Source organism: Enterococcus sp. 3G6_DIV0642 (genome assembly GCF_002140635.1).
Taxonomy (GTDB): domain Bacteria; phylum Bacillota; class Bacilli; order Lactobacillales; family Enterococcaceae; genus Enterococcus_D; species Enterococcus_D casseliflavus.
Genome location: NZ_NGLH01000001.1, coordinates 1,392,025 through 1,412,522, shown reverse-complemented (window position 1 = coordinate 1,412,522; position 20,498 = coordinate 1,392,025). Strand labels below are relative to the sequence as shown.

The following is a 20,498-nucleotide window of genomic DNA, read 5'->3' as shown; positions in this document are numbered from 1 at the left end:
GACCAGTCCCCTAGCCCTACTGCCAATACGCTGGAATCGTCTGCTCATAGGCGGTGATTTTCGCCTCTTCCTGCAACGTGATACTGATCTCATCGAGACCGTGGATCAATTTGTGTTTCCAGGTAGCATCGATTGCAAAGAAATGCTCCTCCCCAGCAACGATCACACATTGCCTCGGCAAGTCAATGCTGATTTTTTCTGAAGCAGGCAGCGAAGCGATCCTTTGGCGAACAGTCAAAGGCAGCTCGATGGGCAGCAGCCCGTTTTTGGTGGCATTCATATAGAAAATATCACCGAAGCTGCCAGCAATCACGGCTTTAAAGCCGTAATCCAACAGCGCCCATGCCGCGTGCTCTCGAGAAGAGCCAGAACCAAAATTATCACCAGTGACGAGGACTTGAGCGGTCTGATATGCTGGATCATTCAAGATAAATGCTGGATTAGGCTTGCGTTGCGGCAAATAGCGCCAATCGTCAAATAAAAATTCGCCAAAACCCGTTTTTTCAACGCGTTTCAAATAATTTTTCGGTAGGATTTGATCGGTATCGATATTGTCATTCATCAAAGGCAGCGTCGTACCTTCAAATTGCGTAAAAGCTTTCATTAACCAACACCTCCAACCACTTCTCGTACATCGACAAAGCGCCCATGAATCGCAGCTGCTGCCGCCATCGCTGGACTACAGAGGTGCGTCCGCGCGTTTTTCCCTTGCCGTCCAACAAAATTGCGGTTTGATGTGGAGGCACAGTGGACGCCTTCTGGTACTTTATCAGGATTCATTCCTAAGCACATGGAACAGCCAGGCTCCCGCCATTCAAAACCAGCGTCAATAAAGACTTTGTCTAAACCGATCGCTTCCGCTGCTTTACGAACAGGGCGTGAACCAGGAACGATAATACCAGTGACCCCTTCTTTGATGGTCTGACCTTTCAAAATCGCCGCTGCCTCTTGCAGATCAGACAAACGACCATTGGTACACGATCCAATAAAAATGTATTCAATGGGGATATCAGCAGCTGTCTGTCCAGGTTGCAGCGCCATATATTCATAGGCTTGCTGATCATTGTGATCCCGCACTTCAGGAAACGCTTCGCTGACTGGTACCCCCATTTCTGGATTGGTTCCCCAAGTGATATAGGGTTCTAAGGTTGTTGCGTCTAGGGTGATCAGGGCATCATAGTTAGCATCTTCATCGGTATAAAGGCTTTGCCAATCAGCCACCGCACTGGCAAACGCTTGTGGCGCAAAGCATCGATCCTTCACATAAGCAAAGGTCGTTTCATCAGGGGCGATCAAGCCCATTTTCGCCCCACCTTCGATCGACATATTGCAAATGGTCATGCGTTCTTCCATCGTCAGGCTACGGATCGTTTCGCCAAAGAATTCTACGGCATAGCCACCACCAAAATCAGTGCCATGGGTCGCGATCAATGCCAAAATAATATCTTTGGCGTACACTCCCGGCTGCAGGTGACCGGTAATCTCAACTCCCATGCGTTTCGGTTTTGTCTGCCAAATCGTCTGTGTCGCAAAGACATGCTCCACTTCACTCGTACCGATCCCAAACGCGATCGCACCGAAAGCACCATGGGTGGCAGTGTGGGAATCCCCGCAAACGATCGTTTTCCCTGGTTGGGTCAAGCCAACTTCTGGGCCAACCATGTGGACGATTCCTTGGTTGGCAGAGCCATTGTCACACAATTCGATCCCAAAATCACGACAGTTTTTACGTAACGTGTCCATTTGCTTTTTTGCAACCAGATCAGTGATGGTAAAAATATCTTTGGTAGGCACGTTGTGATCCATCGTTGCGAAGGTTTTTTCGGGACAACGGACGGTCCGTCCCGCTTGCCGTAATCCTTCGAAGGCTTGCGGTGTCGTCACTTCATGGATCATATGCAGATCGACATAAAGCAGCTGCGCTTGCCCTTCTTCTCCTGTGATGACATGCCGATCCCATAGTTTATCAAACAGCGTTTTCCCCATAATTGCTCACTCCTAACTGTGCAATAACCGCTTCTGTAAAGGCAGTTATCGTTGCTGTACCACCTAGATCACGGGTCAAGATCCCCGCATTCATTACCTCGTAACAAGCACTTTCGATGGTATCCGCCAGCTCTCCCTCTTGAAAGGACTCTCTTAGCATCATGACGACAGATAAAATCATGGAAACCGGATTGGCGCAATTTTGCCCAGCGATATCAGGTGCAGAGCCATGAATCGGTTCATATAAAGAAACCCCTTCTGCGCCATGACTTGCGCTGGGCAGCACCCCTAATGACCCTGGCAAAACCGAGGCTTCATCACTTAAAATGTCGCCAAAGAGATTTTCTGTCACGATTACATCGAAGTCTTTGGGATTTTGGATGATTTTCATAGCGGCGGAATCAACATATTGATGAGTCAACTGACAATCTGGGAATTCCTGTGCCGTTTCTTCCGCTAATCGGCGCCAAAGTCGGCTAGTCGCCAACACATTTGCTTTATCGACAGAGAGAACCCGCTTCTTCCGCGTGCGGGCGATCTCAAAAGCTTTACGCAAAATTCGTCGAATCTCTGCTTGATGATAATGATTGATGTCGTAGGCTTCTTCAGGTTTTTCTGCTTTTTCGCCAAAATAAATACCGCCAGTCAACTCACGAACGATGACAAAATCTGTTCCCCGAAGGATCGCTTCTTTAATGGGAGACAAATCAATCACCGCATCAACTACTTTGATGGGTCGAATATTGGCGTATAGCCCTAACGCTTGACGCAAATTCAAAAGTCCTTTCTCGGGTGTTATCGGTGCGTTTTCCCAAACTGGATCACCAATGGCTCCTAAAAGGATCGCATCCGCCTGCTGGCAAGCTTGTAGTGTTTCTTGCGGCAATGGCTCTCCAGTAAGTGCCAGCGCCGCACCACCAAATGGCCGCTGGTCAAAATGAAAGCGATGAAGATGGTCTGGACAAGCCGCTTTCAATACCGCAAGCGCACTGGCCATAATTTCTGGTCCGATGCCATCTCCTGCTAAAACCACGATTTTTTTCAAACAAGGACACCTCGATTCTTTAGAGCTGCGCTAGCCTGTACATAGGCTTTGGCTGACGCCTGCAAGACATCAAAGTCTAAGCCGATCCCGCTGATTTTTTCATTGGTTTCCTGGCATTCAATAACCACGTGCACTTCCGCTTGCGCATCTTCCCCACTGGTCAAGGCAGTGATCTCATAGTTCAACAACTTCGGCTGCTGCTGGAAAATCTGATCGATCGAGTTGTAGATAGCTTGGATACTGCCGGCACCGATAGCTGATGCCACTTGTTTTTCCTCGTCTTTGATGATAGAAACCACCGCTCCTTGATGGCCATTGGACACGTATTGCAGCTGAACTGACTCCAACTCGCAGCCATCTTCTTGGCTGCGGCCCTGGTCAGCCACCAACGCTAACAAATCTTGTTCGGTCACTTGCTTTTTCTTATCTGCCAACTCTTTGAAGCGTTTAAACAATTCATTGGTTTCTTCTTGGTCAAACTGGTACCCCAGCTGCTGCATTTTATCGACAAACGCATGGCGGCCAGAAAGTTTGCCAAGAGGCAGTGAGTTGGTTTGTACGCCTACCAGTTGCGGGGTAATGATTTCGTAAGTTTCAGGATTTTTCAAGACGCCATCTTGATGAATCCCAGATTCATGAGCATAGGCATTGCCGCCGACGATCGCTTTGTTTTTCGGTACCGTGATCCCAGACAAACGTGCCACCAGATCGCTGGTGCGTTTTGTTTCGTTTAACTTGATGTTGGAGGTAGCCTGATAGAAATCATTGCGAATATGCAACGCCAGCGCCACTTCTTCTAATGCGGTATTGCCCGCTCGTTCGCCGATCCCGTTGATCGTTCCTTCCACCCGATCAGCACCATTTTCGATAGCTGCCAGCGCATTGGCTGTCGCCATTCCCAAGTCATCATGACAATGGGAAGAAAAAATGATCGGCTGCTCACTCTTGATATTGGCGATCAAATAGGCAAAAAGCGCACCATATTCCGTAGGATTGGTAAACCCTACTGTATCGGGCACATTGATGATCGTCGCGCCGGCATCAATTGCTGTTTGAACCGCCTCAAGCAAGAAGGGCTTATCGGTGCGGGTGGCATCTTCTGGCGAGAATTGGACTTTTTCAAAGCGTTCACGGGCATAAGCCACATGTTCTTTGATGGAAGCGAGTACTTCTGCTTTCGTCATATTCAGCTTGTACTGGCGATGTACCTCACTCGTTGCTAAAAAGACATGGATCTGGGGATCGACGGCTTGATGAAGAGCTTCATAGGCACGATCAATGTCTTTTTTCTGACAACGGGCAAGTCCTGCAACGGTCATTTTCGTCACCGCCCCAGCAATCGCTTGGACTGCTTGAAAGTCTCCTTCTGATGCAATCGGAAAGCCTGCTTCGATCGTATCGATCCCCCATTTTTCTAATTGCAGCGCCAGTTGAACCTTCTCTTTCGTATTGAAGTTGACTCCCGGCGTCTGTTCACCGTCTCTCAATGTGGTGTCAAAAAACTGGATTTTTCTCATCACTATTTCCTCCTTGGCAGTGGTAGGGGCACGCTTGGCGCGACCTCATTCAAACAAATTGAAAAAATGGTATAAAAAAAGCACTCCATAAAGGGTTTCCTTCATGCAATGCGAATAGGACTCTTCAAATGATGCCTTAAAAAGGCGGGTCATAGAAAAAGAGTCCTTACGATAATAATAATAAAAATGCAGCTGTTTGTTTCAATCGTTTATCCATCGTCGTCACCTATCACTTTTTTTATCTTGTTATGAAGATACCAAACAGCAGGTTCCTCTGTCAACACTTTTCCCTGAATTTTCTGAATATTTCGATAAAAAATTCGTTTTCGCCCTGATGATGGGTTGCTTTTCTTCCTTGATGAAAATTTAAGCAGAACCTGACGAGATCTTCACAGGATTTTAACCAAACCTCCACATAACACCGTTATGATAGAAATATCCCAAAAATATTTTTCACCCCTTTATCCTGCCAGTCGTATGACTGGTTTTTTTGTTGTTCCAAAGACTCGAAAAGATTGAACTTAAGGTGAGTTATTCGTATAATAAGGGGCAGCGATAAATGAGGAGGATGAAGATGCGCAACGAAATGATGCATCGTCCAGTAGTCAAACCAGAACTAGTGGCGTTTATGCGTGAAAAACAAAAACAATTACCCGGCGAACTTGGTGAAATCGAGCAAGCCGCTCATGAAAAAGAAGTGCCAATCATCCCACATGAAACTGTGGTCTTTTTGCAGTTTTTATTGGGACAGCTTCAGCCAAAAGAAATCCTTGAGATCGGCACAGCGATCGGTTTTTCTTCAAGCTTAATGGCACAATGTGTGAAAGAAGGTCATGTCACAACGATCGATCGCTTTGACGTCATGATCCGCAAAGCCAAAGAAACCTATGCTCGCTTAGGAAATGAAGACAAAATCACGCTTTTAGAAGGACAAGCGGCAGATGTCCTGCCTACATTGAGTGGGCCTTATGATTTTATCTTCATGGACAGTGCCAAATCGAAATACATTGAATTTTTGCCAGAATGTCTACGCCTGTTACGCAAAGGTGGCGTGTTGATGGTGGATGACGTGTTCCAAGCTGGAACGATTCTACAACCCATCGAAGACATCCCTCGCAACCAGCGAGCGATCCATCGCAAGTTGAATCTTTTCTTGGATACCGTGATGAACCATCCTCAGCTGACCTCCACCCTCGTCCCTTTAGGAGATGGCGTGATTCTCATTACGAAAGAAGCAGATAGCGTAATCCTTGAGGAACCTGAGAAAGGTTGAGGGCAGCTGCGCTTCCTTTTTTCAAAGAAAAAATAAGAAAAGGGCGAAAAGAGATTGACATTGCTGCGCCCTTTTTCTATAATGTTATTTGTTGCTGATTGATTTCAACAGCTTAGGCGAAGTGAGCATTCGCTGAAAATTATTTGTTCCAGTAGCTCAGCCGGATAGAGCATTCGCCTTCTAAGCGAACGGTCGGGGGTTCGAATCCCTCCTGGAACGTTATATTATCGTGCATAGCGCTAGCAGATCGTTAGGAATCTTGATTCCTAGCGATTTTTTTTGACAAATTTTTTAAAAGCCACTTTTTTCAAACGCACTTTTACCACAAATCAGCAGCACGGTGCTTTTCTTTTGCAAACAACCTATTAACTAATTATCTAAAACATTATTAATTATCACATATAGTTTTAACTGCTAAATAAATATGATATTATCCTCTCAAAGAGCGGCTTAATTGCAAAGCTCGTTTATGGTTTCCCATAATCCAGTAGCTTCACGTTTTTAGATATTATACTTCTCGAACACAACTAACAAAATTTATTCCATAGGAGGAATTTTGATGGAAGAATGTCCTTTTTGCCGTATCGTCTCTGGAAAAATAAAAAGCCATGTAATCTATGAAGATGACAGTATTTGCGCCTTCCTTGATCATGCCAAAGACGTGGATTATCATATGCTGGTTATTCCTAAAAAACATTACACCAGTATTTTAGACTGCGACCCCGTTCTTCTTGCTCACCTCATTCAAACGGTTCAAAAAATAGCAGATCATTGTGTCACTCGCTTAGGATTTGATGGGATTAATTTGCTAAGCGCAGCAAATCAAGCAGCGGGTCAATCAGTCCCTCACTTTCATCTTCACTTGATTCCGAGAAAAAAATGTGACGGTATCAATGCGTGGCCCACATTCAATGGAGCAGCGCTCTCTTTAGAGGAAGCAGCGGCATTTTTGACCTTTGAAACAAATAGTAAGGGAGTTTAAACAAAACTCAGTAGACTAAATCTTACTTAAAAGCGCTTCTTAAAATACTTGATAATACTTTACTTGTTCTGCTAGCTGATCAGCTGGTCGAGCACCATCCAGTACATAGTCGGCTGTTTCAGCAATGATCTGTTCGTGTAAAACAAATAGCTCCCTTGCATAGGAAAGATAAGTATCTGCCCAAGTCAAAATCGCTTCTTTTGATTCGTTCGTATAATCCCGTTTAATCTGACGAGCAAAAGCAATATCTAGTGGTGTTTTCAAATAAATCACCGTATCGATCAACTGACGCAAATCTTGGTGCTCATATCCGAAGGGAAAGTCCACAAAAATGATTGGGTAAAGTAGCATCGCTCTCTTCAGATCTTTCAGTAGCAGACTGATGTCATATTGATTGATCGCTGCGCGGGGATCTTGTAAAAAATAATCAAAAGATGGTGCTGAGGGCAATGCATCGATACTATAATCATCAAAGGAGATCACTATTCCATCTGCCAATCTACTCAATTCACGAACCAATGTCGTTTTGCCGGACGCTGTAACACCACTGACTACAATTACTTTCCCTTTCTTCATGAAGTCCCTCCTCTGTCGTACCTTCAGTATAACACGCTCAACCAATCCGTTTTCTTATCCTCCCCCTGCAAAAATTATGCTATGCTTGACAAGAATAAAGAAAGCAGGTGTCCTATGGAGATAACGGTATATATCGCAAGCGGGTTTAGTAAAAATCAAACAGGTGGCAACAAGGCTGGAGTCGTTTTGCTGGAACAGCCCCTTACACCACAACAAAAGTTAGCCATCGCAAAAGAGTTAGGCTTTTCAGAAACAGCTTTTTTATCGAAATCCCCGGAGGCCGATTTCCGAGTTGACTATTTTACACCAAAAGAAGAAGTTGACTTATGCGGACATGCAACAATTGCTTCCTTTGCTCTATTGTCATATTTGAACAAACTTTCCAAGCAACAGTATCGCATCGACACCAACGCCGGACGTTTGTCGATCACCATCAAAGATGGTGTCATTTTCATGGAACAGAACAAACCGCTGTTTTCAGATGTCCTTTCACTAGAACAATTAGCTGACTGTTTCGATACCAATGCTATCGATGATCAAATTCCTATTCAAATCGTTTCTACTGGATTAAAGGATATCCTTGTTCCAATCAAAACAACGGCCCAGTTGCAGCATGTTGTACCTGATTTTGAGGAAATAAAAAAAGTAAGTGCGCTGCAACAAGTAGTTGGCATGCACTTATATGCAATGGAAAAAGAACGAATCGTTTGCCGTAACTTTGCCCCATTGTTTGACATCAATGAAGAATCTGCCACAGGTACTTCCAATGCCGCTTTGGCTTGCTTATTGCATCAAAAGTGTTCCCTTGAAAAAGAAGTGTATCGCTTTGAACAAGGCAGCAATTTAGGTGAACCTTCTGAAATCTTTGTCAAACTAGCTACGTCCTCGCGAAAGGAAATCCAACGTGTTTATGTTGGGGGCAGAGGGCATTTTTGCGAGACAGTCACCATCGACACCGATACACTGGCATAATCACAACAATTTAGGCTGATCTTCCATCAGCCTTTTTTCCTCTTCACACATCGTGTTCTTTTTCCATAGCAGCCCATCAGTATCTCGAATACTAGTTTTCTCATAAAAAAAAGAACCCAACTCGGGTTCTTTCCTTCACCTTGATTTTCTATGAAATACCGACAAGTTCTGCTAACAGCTCACTGACTTTAGGCAGTGGCTCGTTTTGTAAGGCTGCTACGATTTTTGAACCGATCACTACCCCATCGCACACTCGGGCAAAACGCCGCACGTCTGCGTGGGTCGAGACCCCGAAACCAGCTAGTACTGGAATCGGACTTTTTTCCGAAATGGCTTGCAAATGCTGATCCAGCTGTTCGTTGTATTGGCGATCTTCTCCAGTGACACCGTTCACTGTCACAGCATAAACGAATCCTTCCGCTTCTTCGATCAGCGTCTGAATTCTGTCTGGAGGACTGGTCAAAGAGACCAGTGTGAGCAGCGCGAGATCCGCCGCATCAAACGTAGGCGTTACTAGCGATCGATGTTCAAAAGGCAAATCTGGAATAATCAACCCTTTCACATTTGTCGTTTTTAACTCATTTGCTAACTGTTCAATCCCATAATGAAAGAATGAATTGGCATACCCCATCAATACCAGTGGAACCTCAGAATGGATCGTTTGCAGCGCAGCAATGATCTTTTTTAAAGTGGTGCCATTGGCTAATGCCTGCATTCCAGCTGCTTGGATGACCGCTCCATCTGCGACTGGGTCTGAAAAGGGCACGCCGATTTCAATGGCGGCTGCGCCATGTGTCGTCAACAGTTCGATTTCTGCTGGCAGGCGTTCCAGTCCGTTGGCACCCGCCATGATATAAGGTACAAACAAAGGCTTGCCTTGTTTTTGGCGCTCTTTTAGTTTCATCGTCAATGTTTTGCTGGTCATTTCGCTGCTCCTTTCCGATCTTTGATTTGTTGAACATCTTTGTCCCCTCGCCCAGACAAACAGATCACTAAGCGTTCTTCTGCTGTCATCGTTGGCGCTAACTTTAAAGCATAGGCAACGGCATGAGCACTTTCCAAAGCGGGAATAATGCCTTCGATTTGAGACAAGAGATAAAAGGCGTCAACAGCTTCTTCATCAGTGACCGCGAAATACTCCGCACGTGCAATTTCCTTCAAGTAAGAATGCTCGGGACCGACCCCTGGATAATCCAAACCAGCTGAAATCGAATAGGGTTCAATCACTTGCCCATCATCGTCTTGCAGCAAATGCATTTTTGTACCATGTAAAATACCGATACTGCCTTTCGTTAAAGTCGCCGCATGCTCGGTAGTATCCACGCCTTTTCCAGCTGCTTCAACGCCAATCAAACGAACGGTTTGATCGTTGACGAAAGGGTAAAACATTCCCATCGCATTGCTGCCGCCGCCAACACAAGCAACGACTGTCGTTGGCAGTTGTCCTTCTTTTTCTAATAGTTGCCGCCGTGTCTCACTCCCAATCACACTTTGAAAATCTCGAACGATCTCTGGAAAAGGATGCGGACCGAGTACCGAACCCATCACGTAATGAGTGTCCTCGACGGTTGCGACCCAGTAGCGCAGCGCTTCATTGACAGCATCTTTCAATGTCTGATTGCCTGATGTGACTGAAACCACTTTTGCTCCCAACAATTCCATTCGAAAGACGTTTAGTGCTTGCCGCTGAACATCTACCGCGCCCATAAAAATCGTGCATTCCATACCGAACAACGCGGCCGCAGTTGCTGTGGCGACGCCATGCTGCCCAGCACCGGTCTCTGCTACCACTTTCTTTTTCCCCATCCGTTTTGCTAATAAGACTTGGCCAAGTGCATTATTGATTTTATGGGCACCCGTATGATTCAAATCTTCTCGCTTCAGATAAATTTTGGCACCGCCTAAGTGTTGTGACAAGCGCTGGGCATGATAAAGGGGGGTCTCTCTTCCTACATACTCTTGTAAATATTCCTGTAATTCAGCTTGAAAACTTGCTTCCGTTTGTGCTTCACGATAGACAGTTTCCAATTGCTTGACTGCATACATCAATGTCTCTGGCACAAACTGTCCGCCAAAAGAACCATAAAATCCTGTTTTTGTGGGATACTGAGTCATCTTTTTTTCTCCTTTACTAAATGAATAAATTGTTCGATTTTCCGACTGTCTTTCTTGCCCTGGGTTTCAACGCCTGAAGAAACATCGACAGCATAAGGCCTAAAAAATTGGATCGCCTCTTCTACATTTTCCGCGTGCAACCCGCCAGCAATAAAAAATCGCTCAGACAACGGCAACGGTTCTCTCGCCGCTTTTTGCCAATCAAAGGACTGGCCGTTGCCGCCAGCATAAGGGTGATCTCTTACTGGAGCGTCCAATAAACCAAAATCTGCATCGCAGTTCAGAAAGTCTTGCTCTAAAGTCTCTGCTTCTCCATCAAAGGCTTGGATCACTGCGATCTTTTGATGAGCAAAAACCCCCTTCTGAATGGCTGTTTGCAAAGATGGCAGAACCTTTCCATGGAGCTGAATCGCTGTCAGTTGGGCGGCTTGAATTGCCGCTTGCACTTCTTCAAAACTTGGAGAAACGAAAACCCCGACTTTCCCTACATTTTGGGGTACTTGCTCCGTTATCTTGCGGACTTGTGTCGGATCGATTCTCCGACGGCTTTCGGCAAAAACAAAGCCAAGGTAATCTGCTCCTGCACTGATGGCAGTTTCGACATGCAGCCGTTCGGTGAGTCCACAAATTTTCACTTTGGTCATCGGCGGCTCACCTGCAAATCTGCAGCCGTTTCAGCAATTCGATTGCTTCTCATCAACGTTTCTCCAACGAGGACTCCATGATAAAACGGTGCAAGCTGCAGCACATCGGAGGCAGTTCGAATACCAGATTCACTGATGTAAACCGCCTCTGACGGCTGAGGTGCTAAAGCAACACTGACATCCAAGGAAACGTCAAAGGTTTTTAGGTCACGATTGTTGACGCCGATGATTTTGGCCCCTAAGGCTTGGGCTTGTTGAAATTCAGCCGCATTATGAGTCTCAACGAGTACTTCCAACCCTAGTGCTATTGCCTCTTGATGAAGTATGGCTAAGCGTTCTGGTTTTAAAGCGGCCACGATCAATAAAACAATACTGGCACCCGCATTCTTGGCGCGAATCAATTGTTTTCTGTCGATAATAAAGTCTTTGCATAGTATAGGCACCGAAACGGCATTACTGACTGCTTCAAGATCTGCCAGCGAGCCTTTAAAAAACTGCTGGTCGGTCAAAACGGAAATCCCGCTGACACCCGCGGTTTCATAAGCTTGCGCTTGCGTGACTGGGTCGATCGCTTGATTAATGTCTCCTTTTGAAGGTGAAGCTCGCTTGATTTCAGCAATGAGGTGCATCTTTTGTGGTCGTTCCTTGACTTGCTGATAAAATGATGGGCGTTTCGCTACGACCTTTTCGGTTTCTTGTGGCATCGCGGCAACTTCTTTAACTTTTTTCTGGATGATCGTTTCTAAAAAATCCATGATTCTCCTCCTTACAGCTTTCGTAGTTATTGGCTATTTGACTGGCGGATCAACTCCTGCAGTTTGTCATAGGCGGCACCCGAAGCGATACACGCCCGTGCCATCGCAAACCCTTCTGCTAGCGTGGTGGCTTTGCCGTTAGCGTAAAAGCCTAACCCTGCATTTAAGACCACCGTTTCTAGATAAACGGAGGGTTGATTTTTCAACACCGCAGTTAAGATCGCCGCATTTTGAGCGGCGCCCCCGCCGACGATCGCCTCGATTGGCGCTGGCGTAAAGCCGTACGCTTGTGGGTCCAAAGAAAAATTGGCTACCTCTCCTCCTTGATAAAAGCTGATCGCAGTTTCACCTGCCAAATTGGCTTCATCCATTCCGTTGCACCCATGGATCACCATTGCTCTTTGCCGACCAAGACTGCCTAACGCCTGAGCGGTGTCGGCCAAGCTCTCGCCTGCGTATGTCCCAATCAGTTGCGTAGTCAACGGAACAGGATTGATCAAGGGACCTAATAGATTAAAAATCGTTGGCGTCGCTAATTCTTGCCGTATCTTCATCACTGCTTTCATGCCTGGATGCAACGAGGGAGCGAAGAGAAACGCGATGCCGACAGTCGCTAATAGCTCAGCGATTTTTTCTGGTGATGCTTGGATCGATACCCCCAAGCAGGCTAAGACATCGGCACTGCCTGAACGACTAGAGATACTGCGATTGCCGTGTTTTGCCATCGTGATTCCTCCAGCTGCTAACACGAAAGCAGCCGTAGTGGAGACATTAAAACTATTGGAGTGGTCGCCGCCAGTACCGCAATTGTCCATGGCGTCTCCTCCTTCATAAGGAATGGTCACGGCATGCTCTAACATAATTTCTGCTAAAGCAGTCAATTCGGCAGCTGTGATGCCGTTGATCTTCATCGCAACTAACGCTGCCCCCAATTGACTTTCTGAAAACATCCCGCTTAAAATTCCTTGAGCAAAGTGGCGCATCTCCTGATAACTTAAATGACGGCCATTAAAAAGCTGCTGGGTGATTTGTTGCGGCGGCTGTTTTTTTATTGCTTGCATAAATGTTCCTCCTTTTTCATTTGCTGCTTTTTGCTGAGTTTTCTGGAATGAGTTCAAGAAACCGTTGGATAAAAAACGCCCCTTCGTTTGTCCCCATTGATTCAGGGTGAAATTGAAGGCCTACGATCGACTTTTGTCGATGCTGGATCGCCATGATGATCCCTTTTGTTTCAGCCAACACCTCAAATTGTGTAGGAAGGGTCGCTGGCTCAATAACCAGCGAGTGATAGCGCATGACAGTCATGTCTCCTAGGTAGGTTTCGAATACGCCTTTTTTCTGATACGTAAGGCTCGATTGCTTGCCGTGCATAATGGCTGGTGCTTGGACCACTTTGGCACCAAACGCTTCTCCAATGGCTTGATGACCTAAGCAGATTCCTAGAAGCGGCTTGCTATTGTGATATGTTTTGATCAAAGGAATCATGTATCCTGCCTCTGCGGGACGGCCTGGTCCCGGGGAAAAAATGATGGCATCTGCTTCTTTAGCAACATGGAAAAGGTCTGGATCATCATTTCGCAAGACGACCGTCTCTTCTGGACAGAGCTGGAGAAGATTGTAAGTAAACGAATCATAGTTATCGACGAGTAAGATCATTGGCTGACACCTCCAATAGTGCTTTGGCTTTGTGTAAGGTTTCGTGGTATTCAGATGAGGGATCAGAATCATAAACGACACCCGCCCCTGCCTGGACATAAGCGATCGCGTCTTTCAAAACCATTGTCCGAATCCCGATGGCAAAATCCGCTTGATCGTTTCGAGAAAAATACCCAACGGCTCCCGCATAGACCCCTCTTCGAACAGCTTCCCATTGATAGATGCGAGTCATGGCGCGAATCTTTGGTGCCCCGCTGACCGTGCCTGCTGGCAGGGTTGCTTTCAAGGCATCCATTGCCGTCACACCTGCTCTGCGCTTGGCAGCCACCACCGAAACGATATGCATGACATAGCGGAATTTCTCGATCACCATGTATAAAGGAACATGAACCGTGCCATGTTCAGCGATTCGTCCCAAATCATTGCGCCCCAGATCGATCAGCATCTGGTGCTCTGCACGTTCTTTTTCATCTGCTAATAGTTCCGCCGCCAAAGCTTCGTCTTCTGCTTTGGTTGCCCCTCGTTTGCGGGTACCAGCGATTGGATTTGTGGTGATCGTTGTTCCTTGAACCCGAATCAAGCTTTCAGGTGAACTGCCGATCACTTTGAATCCGTGATCGAAATCAAGATAATAGAGGTAGGCAGACGGATTCGTCACTCGCAGTTTTCGGTAATAGTCAAAAGGATCTTGCGTAAATGCTGCTTGCAGACGTTGGGAAGGAACGACTTGAAACATATCCCCTGCCGTAATTCGGGCTTTTGCCTCACGAACGATCGTTTCATAGGCATGTTGGGTAACATTACTTGTAAAATGCAGCTTTTCATTCGATAACCCGCGGGTCTCAGCTGCGACCGGTGTCCTTAATTGCTGCTGCACCGCTTGGAGTACCTGCTTCATCTCGGTGGTCCCCCTTTGGCTGTAGCAATTTTCAAGGATGATCGTCAAGGTTTCCCTTTGATGGTCCAGAACGAGAAAGGTTTCAAAAAGCCAAAAGGCCATATCAGGCACCTGCAATTCATCTGTTGGCAGTTGTCCAATATCTTCATAGCAAGCGGCGATATCATAGCCCGCATACCCGATCGCCCCACTTTGCAACGGCAGATTCGGTAAAGCGGTGGTTTCTTTTTTGACTACATACCGTTCCATTTCTTTTAAAGGGTCCTGACAGGGATACTTGTTGACCGTTTTTTCCAAAAGATCCTCTACTTGAAAAACACCATCTTTAAAGGTCAGTTTCTGAACAGGATCAAAAGTGAGGATCGAATAGCGTCCCGTATCTTCTTCTCTGGGAATACTTTCTAGTAAACATTTATGCGCCCCTTGAATCCGTAAAAACACTGAGACAGGTGTCAAACAATCGCTGTTGATTCGTTCCATTCGATACATAAGCTGCTCCTTTCTTTGTAAACAAAAAGCCCTCAAGCAAACATCATAAAAACGTCTGCTTGAGGGCGAATGACCGCGGTACCACCTCAATTGAAAGTTGCCTAAAAAAACAACTTTTTCTCTATCAACCGTCTAACAACGGTCTTCCTCTATAACGGGAGTTCCCGCATTTTCCTACTGCCAAAAAAGGGTTCAAAAAATGATCGGCTAAGGCCATTTCCTTGATTTCTTGGTATCGGACTCTCATCACCGCCGACTTTCTGTAACCAAAAAAGACTCAAGTACTTCTCTTAGTTTGATTTTACGTTTATTTTTCTATTGGTTGAAGGGCAAGAAAAACAAAAAAGCCCTCATGCAAACAAACTCGTCTGCATGAGGGCGATTACTCACGGTGCCACCTCAATTGGTTCTCTAGATCGTCTATCAACGATCGTTCTCTGTAACGGGAGATCCCGAAAAAAGCCTACTGATTTCAGCCTTTCGACACAAAAGTCCATTTCTGAAGCGTCAATCTGCTGATTTACACCACCATCAGCTCTCTGCAAGACGAACGTCCTCATACTTCTCTTTTGTTTGGTCTTTACTAGTTATTGGTAGCTATATTACGTGGCTTTTGCTGATCTGTCAACAGAAAAAAGCGAATTTTATTTTTTTGACTCCTTTTGACAATACAAGAAAACAACCTACAATGGGTTGCCTTAACCAAAATAAAAAGACATTCTTTAGGACAAAAATCTCCTTCACTTCTTTCAGCGTACTTTATTATAGCTGCCACTCTATTTAAATAATATTTGTTTTTTTATAACCCTTGCGTGAAGATCAAAGAGTGAAAACTTTGCTATAATTTTGCCAAAAAATAGACATTTATCCAAAATTTTCATAACATCATGAAAAAACAAAATTGTTATTTGAAATATTCTTCTATATGATTGAACCGAATGTAAGAAAGGGTGATTAAATGCACATAGACAAATTATATTTTTCCACCTTTATTTATAAGATGAGCTGCTTAGAATTTACTTACTCTCTCATTCAATCCAATGAGAAAAAAGTCGAATTATCCGAGGAAGAACAAGCAGAAATTGAATGGATCATCAATTCTGCGCTCCATCGAAAACTCTACGCCTCTCGCAAAAAGAGTCTTTTTTCCTCAAAAATAAAATTGTCAAAAGAAAGTTATTCTATGTATTTGCGAATGAAGAAATACGAACATATGATAGATCTCTAACCGTTAAAACACATAAAACAAACGCATTCCTTTAGACAGTTACTCAGAAGGTTGCCGATCCCATCTTTTTTAATAAAAAAAACATCCTCCAGTGAATTGGAAATAGCAAAACTTGCCTTTTTCGTATAAAATCAAAAAGAACACGAAAGAGTTGTCTTTCATCAAAACAGTCAATGTGACTCTTTTGACCTTCAAGACTCGGAAAGGAAGTTTTTGTCATGGATGGGATGATGAAAAAAATCATTACGGAGAAGGATTTATTACGTCAGATCCTTCTCTTGGAACAACTGGCGAATCACAAAATGATCACTGCCAAGCAACTAGCAAAATTGATCGATACGACGGAGCGAACCGTTTTTTCCGATCTAACCTATATTCGCCAACAATTGCCTGATGGTTGGCAGATCGAAGCTGCCAGTAGTGGCTTTGCTCTGACCCATGATGGGCCATTGTTGATGAGTCAGCTCTGGGAAACGTTTTTCCCTCAATCGATCGGTGTTTCTTTGATGAAAGCATTGCTTTTTTCCAGCGAACTCCGTACGCAAGATATTCTTAGCCAAACAGGGACATCTTATGAGACCTTGCGACGACATGTGACAAAATTAAACAAAAGCCTTACTGATTTTTCGTTGCGGATTCGGATCACCAATCGCATGATCCGCTTTGAAGGAAGTGAGATCAACATCCGTGTTTTTTTTCATCGCCTGTTACTGCCATACACCCATAACAATTACTTTTTTGAGGAATATACGATTCATGAGTCCCACTATTATCATTTCTTGGATCGCTTAGCAAAAGCCAAGCTGCAGATCGAGGTGGAACAAATCTACGGTACCTGCTGGTTTTTTATCAATACGATCCGCATCAAAGCCAATTGCCGTATCGATTCCTTTGAATTTCAGGGGGACGATCCCCTTTATAGCCTTTTCCAACAGCCATTAAGCCAGCTGTATCAAAAAGAAGGCGTTTATTTAGAACGCAGCGAACACTTCTTTAGCTTCTACTGCTTCTTAGAAAGTTGGAACTACAATAACGACTGGTCCGCAACGATCCAAGCAACCCTTGAATCCTACCAAACTATTTATCAGAAAACGACCCATTTTGTTGGAAAACTAGACCGCTTGTTGCAGTTGTCTTTAGCTAGTGATACACAACTGATTGAGAATCTACTGTTGCTTTTGATCAAATCGCAAGAGTCAGCCAAGCTCTCAGAATTGTTCGGGCTAGAATTTCACGAGATCCAACGGTTAAATCAACCCTATTCGCTATCGATCGAAGCTACGATCCATGACTTTTTAGAAGAGCAAACAGCCAGTCAATCGGAAATGAGTTTTCCATTATGGTCAACCACCACCTTACTGATCCAACAAGCGATTTTACAAATCAATCCCATTCGCGCAAAAGGATATTTTGTTTTCCAAGGTGAGCCTGCCTGGAAAGCTTATCTCCTGCAAGAATTGAATGACTTCCTCGGTGCCCGCATCCTTTTATCGGCGATCGAGCCTGGTCAACTAGAAGCGTTGGCGAAAATCGAGGTTGATTTTATTCTCTCAAATTTCCCTTTAGAGGAAGTATCTGTTCCAGTTTTTTACTTATCGATGGTACCAACGAAAAATGAGCTCAATCAAGTGACTGAGCTCATCCAAAGCTATTATTTAAGTTATCACTAGAATCATCAAGCTGCCTTTATTGTTTCACTGGGGCGGCTTTTTGCCGTCCTTGCAACTTATTTGTAATAAATTTCTCACCTTCGACGACTGCGAAAAGGAGTGCGCCGTTAGCAGCGATACTCAACTGCTGCATCAAGGTCAAAGAACCGATCCCTAAAAGCTGGTGCCCAAGAGGGGTTAGGAAAATCGCTGCCTGCAATACGATCAGAAGTGCCAGGGAGACTAAGAGTGCTTTATTGGCAAAGAGTTGGCGATTCAAGGCTGGCTTGACCAGCTCACGACAGTTCAACAAGTAGACTGCTTGAGCAAAGACGATACTTTGCAGCAGCATGCTTTGCTGAAGGACCGTTCCTTCAAACTGAATCGCTAAGACGTAGGAAGGAATCATGATCAACAGCGAGACGTAGAAGATGCGGAACAGACTGTACCAAGATAAGATACCTTCTTTGATTGGCCGTGGTGGTCGATTCATGACATCCGCACTTGCCTTTTCAAAACCGAGTGCGTAAGAAAGCGTGATGGTTGTCACCATATTTACCCATAAAATTTGGACAGGTGTTAGTGGCAGTGGTCGGTTCAACAAGAGTGCCGCAATAACGATCAATCCTTGGGCAACCGCAGTTGGTAAGAAGAAGTTGATGGTTTTCTTCAAATTATCGTAGATTCGACGACCCACTCGGACGGCATTGGCGATCGTATGAAAATTATCGTCTGCCAAAACCATATCGGCTGCTTGCTTGGTTACTTCACTGCCTTTGATCCCCATAGCGATCCCAATGTCGGCTTTTTTCAGCGCTGGTGCATCGTTTACACCATCGCCGGTCATTCCGACAATCTCTTCATTCGCCTGCAAAGCACTAACGATCCGCAATTTATGCTCTGGGGTCGTTCGAGCAAAGATATCTGTCTTTTGGACTGCTTGCTGCAACTCCTCCTCAGACAGCAGATCGATTTCCAGCCCTTCCAACACGTGATTCGTGTGCTTCAATCCAATTTGCTTGCCGATAGCTTGAGCGGTCTTGCCATGATCTCCTGTGATCATTTTGACTTGGATGCCCGCTTGCAAGCACTCTTTTACTGCTTTGATGGCACTGTCTTTCGGAGGATCAATGATGCCAGCGATCCCAACAAAGGTTAAATTGATGAGTGCTTCGTGGGACAAGGACTCCTGTGCCGACAGCGTCAGATGCGCAAAGCCGATCAGCCGCTGCCCTTTCGCTGCTAATTTTGCACTTTCATCTAACCACCATTGCTTTTGATCTGAAGTCAGTTGGCTTTTCTCAAGCAACACTTCGGGCGCACCTTTGACAAAAACTACCGAGGCATTCGGCTCTTCTTGATTTTGATGGCGTGTTGCCATGTACTTGTAAGAGGAACTAAAAGGAATCTTATCGACTGTTTTACGCAATGGTTGCTGCGCTGATTCTGCGTATTGTAACAAAGCTTTTTCGGTTGGGTTCCCAACGAGATCCGCAGCCTTTTGTCCTTCATCTTGCTTCAAGTCTTGACAATTTGCCATGATATCAAGCACCGTTGCTTTATCCACGTTTGACTCAACTAAAACATCGACGACCGTCATTTCATTTTTGGTCAAGGTTCCTGTTTTGTCTGAACAAATCACCGTCATGGCACCTAGTGTCTCCACTGATGGCATCGTTTTGATGATTGCTTGCTCCTCAGACATTTCCTTGACACCCATCGATAAAATCATGGTCAGCACGGCTGGCAACCCCTCAGGAATCATCGCTACCACTAAGGCGATACCTGATGAGAACAAGAGATCAAGATCAAAGCCGTAGCGGAAGGTAGTAAAGAAGATCAAGAAAATCACTAATCCGATAATGCCTTTAAAGATTTGGTGATTCAATTGCTTCATTTTTTTGATCAACGGGGTTTCTTGCGCTTTCACAGACTGAATTGCTTGATTGATCTGGCCGATTTGTGTATCGTCGCCTGTTTCAACGACGATCCCGCTGGCAGTTCCGCTTTCTACATGGGTACCAGAAAACGCCATGTTCCGCTGATCACCAATTGTACTTTCTTGAGTAATAGGCTCGGTCATTTTTTGAACAGGCTCAGATTCGCCAGTTAAAATCGACTCTTCAATCACAAGATCATGGGTTTCGATCAAGCGCATATCTGCTGGTACAACATCTCCTGGTCCTAAAACGACTAAATCTCCATCTACTAAGGAAGAAACAGCAATTTTCTTCTTGCGGCCGTGAACATAAATCGTTGCTTCTTGCCCCATGAACTGCTTCAATCCATCCAGTGATTCTTGGGCTTTGCGCTCTTGCCAGTAGCCGACGAATCCATTGATGACGACGACCGCCATAATAATGCCGCTTTCGATATAATCACCAGAAATCCCTTTTAAGACGGCTGCGACGATCAAGACCAACATCAGTAAGTCGGTAAAGTGCTTGCCGACTTTCTTCCATGTGGGGATCTGCGCTGCCTCAGTAATTTTATTTTCACCTTGCTTTGCTAAACGCTGGTTGCGTTCTTCGGAGGAAAGGCCCTGCCGTGTTGTTTGCAACGTGTGTAATAGTTCTTCTGTTGTGTTTTTGTACCAATTCATATTTTTTTCCTCCTTGTTTATTTATTTGATCTGAACATAGTATAAGACATTGAAACCATAAAATTCTGGCGATAATTTCAGCGGAGCCTGAAAAAAATGAGTGCTTTGATT

The 20,498-nt window shown here is 45.0% G+C and carries 17 protein-coding genes, 1 tRNA gene and 2 other annotated features; of the genes, 5 read left to right on the top strand and 13 right to left on the bottom strand.

Annotation, left to right across the window (positions count from 1 at the left end):
- Positions 1 to 16: 16 nt before the first annotated feature.
- Genes leuD through A5878_RS06670 form a run of 4 tightly spaced genes read right to left on the bottom strand, consistent with a single transcriptional unit; the run spans position 17 to position 4,548 of the window.
- Entirely contained in the window at positions 17 to 604 is a 588-nt protein-coding gene (leuD, locus tag A5878_RS06685; RefSeq protein ID WP_086295072.1) for a 3-isopropylmalate dehydratase small subunit, read from the bottom strand.
- Complete coding sequence (gene leuC, locus A5878_RS06680) at positions 604 to 1,986, bottom strand: 3-isopropylmalate dehydratase large subunit (RefSeq protein WP_086295069.1); 1,383 nt, start codon at positions 1,984 to 1,986, stop codon at positions 604 to 606. Before leuC ends, leuD begins: the two co-directional genes overlap by 1 nt.
- Entirely contained in the window at positions 1,967 to 3,031 is a 1,065-nt protein-coding gene (gene leuB, locus A5878_RS06675) for a 3-isopropylmalate dehydrogenase (protein WP_086295067.1), read from the bottom strand. The genes leuC and leuB overlap by 20 nt, the downstream gene beginning before the upstream one ends.
- Positions 3,028 to 4,548 (bottom strand): 2-isopropylmalate synthase, encoded by a 1,521-nt coding sequence (locus A5878_RS06670; protein WP_010747979.1) that lies wholly within the window; start codon positions 4,546 to 4,548, stop codon positions 3,028 to 3,030. Before A5878_RS06670 ends, leuB begins: the two co-directional genes overlap by 4 nt.
- 574 nt (positions 4,549 to 5,122) lie before the next feature.
- On the opposite strand from A5878_RS06670, the gene A5878_RS06665 reads away from it, so the two are divergent.
- The 3 genes from A5878_RS06665 (at position 5,123) to A5878_RS06655 (ending at position 6,803) form a co-directional block, all read left to right on the top strand.
- A complete protein-coding gene (locus tag A5878_RS06665; protein ID WP_005225745.1) occupies positions 5,123 to 5,821 on the top strand; it encodes an O-methyltransferase in 699 nt (232 codons plus the stop codon).
- A gap of 145 nt (positions 5,822 to 5,966) precedes the next feature.
- Positions 5,967 to 6,040: transfer RNA gene (locus tag A5878_RS06660), tRNA-Arg, on the top strand.
- A gap of 340 nt (positions 6,041 to 6,380) precedes the next feature.
- On the top strand, positions 6,381 to 6,803 hold the full coding sequence (locus tag A5878_RS06655; RefSeq protein WP_005225744.1) for an HIT family protein: 423 nt from the start codon (positions 6,381 to 6,383) through the stop codon (positions 6,801 to 6,803).
- A 39-nt stretch (positions 6,804 to 6,842) separates the two neighbouring features.
- Here A5878_RS06655 and A5878_RS06650 read toward each other — a convergent pair whose 3' ends face one another.
- On the bottom strand, positions 6,843 to 7,379 hold the full coding sequence (locus tag A5878_RS06650; RefSeq protein ID WP_086295065.1) for an AAA family ATPase: 537 nt from the start codon (positions 7,377 to 7,379) through the stop codon (positions 6,843 to 6,845).
- Positions 7,380 to 7,493: 114 nt separating this feature from the next.
- Here A5878_RS06650 and A5878_RS06645 point away from each other — a divergent pair, with 114 nt between their 5' ends.
- Positions 7,494 to 8,351 (top strand): PhzF family phenazine biosynthesis protein, encoded by an 858-nt coding sequence (locus tag A5878_RS06645; RefSeq protein WP_086295063.1) that lies wholly within the window; start codon positions 7,494 to 7,496, stop codon positions 8,349 to 8,351.
- Between the two features lie 148 nt (positions 8,352 to 8,499).
- Here A5878_RS06645 and trpA read toward each other — a convergent pair whose 3' ends face one another.
- From trpA to trpE, 7 genes are read right to left on the bottom strand one after another with little or no spacing between them, the layout of a single operon-like run.
- A complete protein-coding gene (gene trpA / locus A5878_RS06640) occupies positions 8,500 to 9,276 on the bottom strand; it encodes a tryptophan synthase subunit alpha (RefSeq protein ID WP_086295061.1) in 777 nt (258 codons plus the stop codon).
- Positions 9,273 to 10,466, bottom strand: a complete 1,194-nt coding sequence (trpB, locus tag A5878_RS06635; RefSeq protein WP_086295060.1) for a tryptophan synthase subunit beta — start codon at positions 10,464 to 10,466, stop codon at positions 9,273 to 9,275. Before trpB ends, trpA begins: the two co-directional genes overlap by 4 nt.
- Positions 10,463 to 11,110, bottom strand: coding sequence for a phosphoribosylanthranilate isomerase (locus A5878_RS06630; RefSeq protein ID WP_086295058.1), 648 nt, complete (start codon positions 11,108 to 11,110; stop codon positions 10,463 to 10,465). The genes trpB and A5878_RS06630 overlap by 4 nt, the downstream gene beginning before the upstream one ends.
- Complete coding sequence (gene trpC / locus A5878_RS06625) at positions 11,107 to 11,865, bottom strand: indole-3-glycerol phosphate synthase TrpC (RefSeq protein ID WP_086295056.1); 759 nt, start codon at positions 11,863 to 11,865, stop codon at positions 11,107 to 11,109. Before trpC ends, A5878_RS06630 begins: the two co-directional genes overlap by 4 nt.
- 26 nt (positions 11,866 to 11,891) lie before the next feature.
- Positions 11,892 to 12,926 carry an anthranilate phosphoribosyltransferase gene (gene trpD / locus A5878_RS06620; protein ID WP_086295054.1) on the bottom strand — a complete coding sequence of 345 codons (1,035 nt, stop codon included), beginning with the start codon at positions 12,924 to 12,926 and terminating at the stop codon, positions 11,892 to 11,894.
- 16 nt (positions 12,927 to 12,942) lie between these two features.
- Positions 12,943 to 13,521, bottom strand: a complete 579-nt coding sequence (locus A5878_RS06615; RefSeq protein ID WP_086295052.1) for an aminodeoxychorismate/anthranilate synthase component II — start codon at positions 13,519 to 13,521, stop codon at positions 12,943 to 12,945.
- Positions 13,502 to 14,908, bottom strand: a complete 1,407-nt coding sequence (trpE, locus tag A5878_RS06610) for an anthranilate synthase component I (RefSeq protein WP_086295050.1) — start codon at positions 14,906 to 14,908, stop codon at positions 13,502 to 13,504. The genes A5878_RS06615 and trpE overlap by 20 nt, the downstream gene beginning before the upstream one ends.
- 58 nt (positions 14,909 to 14,966) lie before the next feature.
- Positions 14,967 to 15,213, bottom strand: a binding site (T-box leader).
- A gap of 66 nt (positions 15,214 to 15,279) precedes the next feature.
- Positions 15,280 to 15,492 (bottom strand) — a binding site (T-box leader).
- A gap of 862 nt (positions 15,493 to 16,354) precedes the next feature.
- Here trpE and A5878_RS06595 point away from each other — a divergent pair.
- Entirely contained in the window at positions 16,355 to 17,806 is a 1,452-nt protein-coding gene (locus tag A5878_RS06595) for a helix-turn-helix domain-containing protein (RefSeq protein WP_010747967.1), read from the top strand.
- A 16-nt stretch (positions 17,807 to 17,822) separates the two neighbouring features.
- Here A5878_RS06595 and A5878_RS06590 read toward each other — a convergent pair whose 3' ends face one another.
- Positions 17,823 to 20,387, bottom strand: coding sequence for an HAD-IC family P-type ATPase (locus A5878_RS06590; protein ID WP_086295046.1), 2,565 nt, complete (start codon positions 20,385 to 20,387; stop codon positions 17,823 to 17,825).
- Positions 20,388 to 20,498 lie beyond the last annotated feature (111 nt).

Coding starts and splice junctions, on each gene's coding strand:
- A5878_RS06665 (WP_005225745.1), top strand. CDS start 5,123: ATGCGCAACGAAATGATGCATCGTCCAGTAGTCAAACCAGAACTAGTG.
- leuD (WP_086295072.1), bottom strand. CDS start 604: ATGAAAGCTTTTACGCAATTTGAAGGTACGACGCTGCCTTTGATGAAT.
- A5878_RS06650 (WP_086295065.1), bottom strand. CDS start 7,379: ATGAAGAAAGGGAAAGTAATTGTAGTCAGTGGTGTTACAGCGTCCGGC.
- leuC (WP_086295069.1), bottom strand. CDS start 1,986: ATGGGGAAAACGCTGTTTGATAAACTATGGGATCGGCATGTCATCACA.
- trpA (WP_086295061.1), bottom strand. CDS start 9,276: ATGACCAGCAAAACATTGACGATGAAACTAAAAGAGCGCCAAAAACAA.
- A5878_RS06670 (WP_010747979.1), bottom strand. CDS start 4,548: ATGAGAAAAATCCAGTTTTTTGACACCACATTGAGAGACGGTGAACAG.
- trpD (WP_086295054.1), bottom strand. CDS start 12,926: ATGCAAGCAATAAAAAAACAGCCGCCGCAACAAATCACCCAGCAGCTT.
- A5878_RS06595 (WP_010747967.1), top strand. CDS start 16,355: ATGGATGGGATGATGAAAAAAATCATTACGGAGAAGGATTTATTACGT.
- A5878_RS06645 (WP_086295063.1), top strand. CDS start 7,494: ATGGAGATAACGGTATATATCGCAAGCGGGTTTAGTAAAAATCAAACA.
- trpE (WP_086295050.1), bottom strand. CDS start 14,908: ATGTATCGAATGGAACGAATCAACAGCGATTGTTTGACACCTGTCTCA.
- A5878_RS06615 (WP_086295052.1), bottom strand. CDS start 13,521: ATGATCTTACTCGTCGATAACTATGATTCGTTTACTTACAATCTTCTC.
- trpB (WP_086295060.1), bottom strand. CDS start 10,466: ATGACTCAGTATCCCACAAAAACAGGATTTTATGGTTCTTTTGGCGGA.
- A5878_RS06655 (WP_005225744.1), top strand. CDS start 6,381: ATGGAAGAATGTCCTTTTTGCCGTATCGTCTCTGGAAAAATAAAAAGC.
- trpC (WP_086295056.1), bottom strand. CDS start 11,865: ATGGATTTTTTAGAAACGATCATCCAGAAAAAAGTTAAAGAAGTTGCC.
- A5878_RS06630 (WP_086295058.1), bottom strand. CDS start 11,110: ATGACCAAAGTGAAAATTTGTGGACTCACCGAACGGCTGCATGTCGAA.
- A5878_RS06590 (WP_086295046.1), bottom strand. CDS start 20,387: ATGAATTGGTACAAAAACACAACAGAAGAACTATTACACACGTTGCAA.